The organism is Methanosarcinales archaeon, from assembly GCA_014859725.1.
In the GTDB taxonomy this organism is placed as follows: domain Archaea; phylum Halobacteriota; class Methanosarcinia; order Methanosarcinales; family Methanocomedenaceae; genus Kmv04.
The window spans coordinates 1-3,992 of sequence record JACUTQ010000179.1; the positions used below are offsets into that span (position 1 = coordinate 1).

Here is a 3,992-nt window from a genome sequence, read left to right on the forward strand (position 1 = left end):
AAGGGTCTGTTTCGCCATGCCTGAGCCGGTTCATCCCCACGTGTGTGGGGAACTCCATACATATTACTGGTAGGTAAGAATATAAACCGGTTCATCCCCACGTGTGTGGGGAACTCTCTTCACCTTTTATACTATTAAAGCGGAAAGCTCTTGCCCGTATCCCCCCCTTGCAGACAATATTGTATTATAATAATATTAATATTTAAACCATATTTATTATTAATTGCCATGATATTGTCACCAACACTATATTTCATCAGATATATCAGCCGTTCGGCAAAAACGATACCAATTTAATCCCATCCATGTCCACTGGCACGCGCCTGTTATCCCCGAGAGTAACAAAATCATAACCAGCTTCATTTTGCGCCCTCCACACCATAACCGCATTACCCTCACCCAGTCCCTTTTTTACATTTTCCCAGACCATCTCCCGTACCTTCACAGAAAAATCACCTACATAAACACCTGCACGTATTTCAAGCATCCATACTGCCAATCTCCCGCGAAGACCTGGCGGAGCATTTTCAGTTACGATGACCAGCATCACCAATCCCCCTTTCCTCAGGAATCGCAGGCTGCAAAGCATCAGGCGCCGCTTTCGGAAGGGAAATACCTCCAGCCGCCAGAATCTCCTCAATAGTGGGAATTATATTTTTAAGCAATTTTGTCTCCCTGAATGCATCCCTGCATGCCCTGCGCACCATGCCTTCAGGATCTTTTGGATGTTGAGCTGCAATACTAAAAGCTACCGGCACAACGGTCTCAAACTTAAACAGGTCAGCAATGTCATATACGAACGAAAGAGGTTTTCCGGTATGCACAAAACCAATCGCAGGTGCATATCCAGCAGCCAGCACCCCGGCTTCCGTGACACCATACAGGCAGGCAGTGGCAGAACTCAGGCAGCGGTTAGCAATATCCCCGCTTCCCCATTCCCTGCTGTCATACCGCCGTCCTTTCCATTCAATCCCGTAACGTTTAGCCATTAACTCATACATTTTCTTCACCCGCGCGCCCTCCATGCCGCGCAACTGCTCTACATTGCTGCCAGGAGGAATATCATCATCAAACCTGAATTCATACATCCTGCGAACCACTTTGAGCCGCAGCCCCTCATCAAGAGCCAGTTTCGCCTGGTACAGAAGACGGTCTGAACGCGCGCCGCCGGGCTGTCCGGCTGAATACAGGCGCACTCCCGCCTCACCGACCCAGATTAGCAGGCATCCCACACGTGCAGCGAGAGCCGCCGCAGCATGGGATACACGGGAGCCGGGCTCAAGCATCAGGCAAGCCACACTCCCGATGGGGATATGGGTGCGTACTCCGTTTTTGTCAACAAGGACAAATGCTCCGTCAAGGACATCAAGCTCCCCCTTTTCCAGGAATAACAGGGAGATTCGTTCTTTGATTGCTATGGGTTTGAGTTTGGGGAGCATTGATTTGCCTCAGATTGATGAGCAATAAAACAAAAATTAGATTTTTGCAAGTGTTAATAATCCACATCCGAAAGCTTTTGCGGGGCCAATACCTTCAATCATTTTGTTGACCAATGACTTCGCTTCAATAACTGTTAAAATACCTGAATAGGTGACAGTTTGAATTTTGCCGACGTGGTTTTGATTTCCTTTATCTTTACGGAAGTATAGTAAATCCTGTCGAGCTAAAGAAACTTCCTTAATATCTGCTATACTCTCAAACTGTCGGCTAAGCCATGCAATAATTTCGTCTTCATCAATAATAGGCACTCTGACTTTGCCTTGATTTGTCGTTTTTCCACCGGAGTCTTTGATTCTTTTAGTTGGATTAGCACGTAACAGGAATCTATAGCTTGCTCCATTTATAATGCCATTAAATTGAACTTTTTTGGGCGTATTTAACAGCACTAATTCGCCGTTTGCTGGGTGTGGCTCATCACTGGATTGTAACAATATATGTTGCACACCGTTTTGTCCCAGATTTTCAACTCGAAATAGAAATGAGCGTTTTTCATCACCTTGATCTGGAAATAATTGCCATATTATTTTATGTAGCAAATATGGGTTGACTGGCTTTATAGAATTAAGCACACATTGACTATAATACATAGCTATCTCCCAGGATGTAGAGCGTCCGTGTAGCAAATTGTCTTACTGGATCTTCGATTGGAACATCACGAATTCGCATCGGAGCAGAACCTTGTAACTTTTGTTCACTATATATCGTACCCTGCTTTGGTTCGATTTGGGCGAGTGCATTTTGTGCACTATCAGCTGCGACAATCGTTTCAAATAAAGGGTGTTGTATGGGACAGGAACGACGTCCTAAGGACGGGGTATAATGCGGTTTTTGAATGGCAGCTTTAACTTGTTCCAGATCAAACACTGGATTCTTCCTGAAACCTAATGCTAATGAAAACTCAGCATCACATAGATATTCTCGCCGAGAAATAATTGCATCTGGTCTTGGTGCACCATCGACCTTTCGTGCATCCAGTACAGTATGGAAATCAGTCATTTTTTGCATGGTCAGAGTTTTTTCCTTGGGATGGCCAAATTGTTCTGTCCGAACCTTGCGCCGATCAGCCCTCACCGTAAGCTCAAAACTTGTGTTTAAGTTTGCTCTGCCCTGTATGTCCGCCCTGTCTATACCAATACAAGCTCCCAGTAAGCCGACAACTGCACTGCGGGTAGGGAAAATATGACTGGGGCGGTAATCCTCAAAGGTATGACCACCCCAGGCTTGCATAGCCCCTTGCAACTTGATTATCAAATAATCCTGCATGGTTTATGTCCCGGATTAGTTCCCGTTACTTTTCAACCATTCTTTCAATGCTGAAAAGTCATTGCCTTTATTGGTTACATTTTTTTTTATCTCACATTTCTTTGTGCTAAAGCAGGCTTGTTTGTCATCCTTTAATCCATAGGCTTTACAGATGGCTTTATGGTAGTTTACAAATGCGTTGATAGATGGTGTCATTAATCCATCAGTAGCTGCTTTGACAGGATTCTCAAAAGCATTTGCCAATGAAATGGGCTGATCACTGAAACTGACAAATGCAAAATCAGCTAAATTAAATGCTGCAAATGAATTTTGCTTAGCAGAAGGCACAACAGTCGCCAGCAGGTGAAGGACATGCGCTGCAATTTCTAAAGCTTGCTCGCGTTTGACATCGCCTAAATTTTCCTGCAATTGCCTTATATTTAAGCTTGCATATCTATAGAATACACCTGAGCTAAATTCAGTAGTATCCAAATGTGCTGAACCAGTTTCACCAGTATCTTTATTGAGGTCATCCACAGCGGTAAACCAGTCAATATCGCCATCAACAGTATGCGTAGTAATTGCGTGGGCGACAGCAAGAGAGGCATCGACAATGGTCATAATACCGGATGTTGCCATTCTACCCGATAGTGCAATATCCTGTCCATTTTGCAATGTCTTACGAAATATTGATAGTTTAGTCTTATCTTCAATTAGCTTTTTTTTATCAGTTGCATTTTTCCAGGCTTTTTCAAATTCTTTATTGTCTGGATTTTCCTTTTGTAACTGTTGATATAGTTGACAATATGATTCTACTTCAGAGACAACCCATGCGGCTACCGCACCAGACTGTGTATCCACTTTAATTTCTGACTCTCCTGAAATCAATGAAATTACAGATTTGACTATATTTTCGGGATATTTATCATGCAAAATTTTCACATATTTTTCAGTCAATTGACCTAATTGTCGAGTTCGATCACTGGGCTGACTAATATTTTTCTTGTAATAATCCGATTGTCTAATTGCCCGCTTTAAACTTTGGCTTGATATCCGCGTTCTTTTTGTTCCACCAAAAACAGCAGTTTTTTGCATGTTCATGTCATCCCTATTAAGATTGGATGGGCTATGCGAAATTAAAATGTGGTAGTTTATATAATTCTTTTCGTCCATGTTTTATTCCTCATCTTTTGATTTTATAAAGAAATTTTGAATTAAATGTTTTTTTGAGATATTATTCCAATAAAATA

Annotated in this window: 5 protein-coding genes; all 5 read right to left on the reverse strand. The window is 42.6% G+C overall.

Annotation, left to right across the window (positions count from 1 at the left end):
- Window positions 1-265 precede the first annotated feature (265 nt).
- From cas2 to cas7e, 5 genes are read right to left on the reverse strand one after another with little or no spacing between them, the layout of a single operon-like run.
- Window positions 266-547, reverse strand: a complete 282-nt coding sequence (gene cas2 / locus IBX40_11480; protein MBE0524939.1) for a type I-E CRISPR-associated endoribonuclease Cas2 — start codon at window positions 545-547, stop codon at window positions 266-268.
- Window positions 528-1,439 (reverse strand): type I-E CRISPR-associated endonuclease Cas1, encoded by a 912-nt coding sequence (gene cas1e, locus IBX40_11485; GenBank protein ID MBE0524940.1) that lies wholly within the window; start codon window positions 1,437-1,439, stop codon window positions 528-530. Before cas1e ends, cas2 begins: the two co-directional genes overlap by 20 nt.
- A 36-nt stretch (window positions 1,440-1,475) precedes the next feature.
- Window positions 1,476-2,087 (reverse strand): type I-E CRISPR-associated protein Cas6/Cse3/CasE, encoded by a 612-nt coding sequence (gene cas6e, locus IBX40_11490; protein ID MBE0524941.1) that lies wholly within the window; start codon window positions 2,085-2,087, stop codon window positions 1,476-1,478.
- Window positions 2,077-2,763 carry a type I-E CRISPR-associated protein Cas5/CasD gene (cas5e, locus tag IBX40_11495; protein ID MBE0524942.1) on the reverse strand — a complete coding sequence of 229 codons (687 nt, stop codon included), beginning with the start codon at window positions 2,761-2,763 and terminating at the stop codon, window positions 2,077-2,079. The genes cas6e and cas5e overlap by 11 nt, the downstream gene beginning before the upstream one ends.
- A 15-nt stretch (window positions 2,764-2,778) precedes the next feature.
- On the reverse strand, window positions 2,779-3,915 hold the full coding sequence (gene cas7e, locus IBX40_11500; protein MBE0524943.1) for a type I-E CRISPR-associated protein Cas7/Cse4/CasC: 1,137 nt from the start codon (window positions 3,913-3,915) through the stop codon (window positions 2,779-2,781).
- Window positions 3,916-3,992 lie beyond the last annotated feature (77 nt).